The sequence below is a fragment of the Thalassolituus sp. UBA6592 genome (genome assembly GCF_002433655.1).
Classification (GTDB): Bacteria; Pseudomonadota; Gammaproteobacteria; order Pseudomonadales; family Oceanobacteraceae; genus Venatoribacter.
This window is the reverse complement of record NZ_DJIO01000016.1, coordinates 1,827-2,084: the sequence shown is the minus strand read 5'-3', so window position 1 is coordinate 2,084 and position 258 is coordinate 1,827.

Below are 258 nucleotides of genomic sequence, written 5' to 3'. Positions count from 1 at the left end.
AACTGCCTAAAGGCGTTGAGTCTCAGGCACTGTCTCACGGTCCAGAGCACGACACTGCTGTTGTTACTGTTGCAGCGGTTAAAGGTTCTGCCGACGAAGAAGGCGAAGCTGAAGAATCTGCTGAGTAATCAGCACTTTCTGACGAAAAAGCGGGGCTGGTCCCCGCTTTTTTATTGGTTATTCAACAGTGTGATAACGCTATGAGTGACAAGATACGTTTAATTGCAGGCCTGGGTAACCCCGGTGCCGAATATGAAA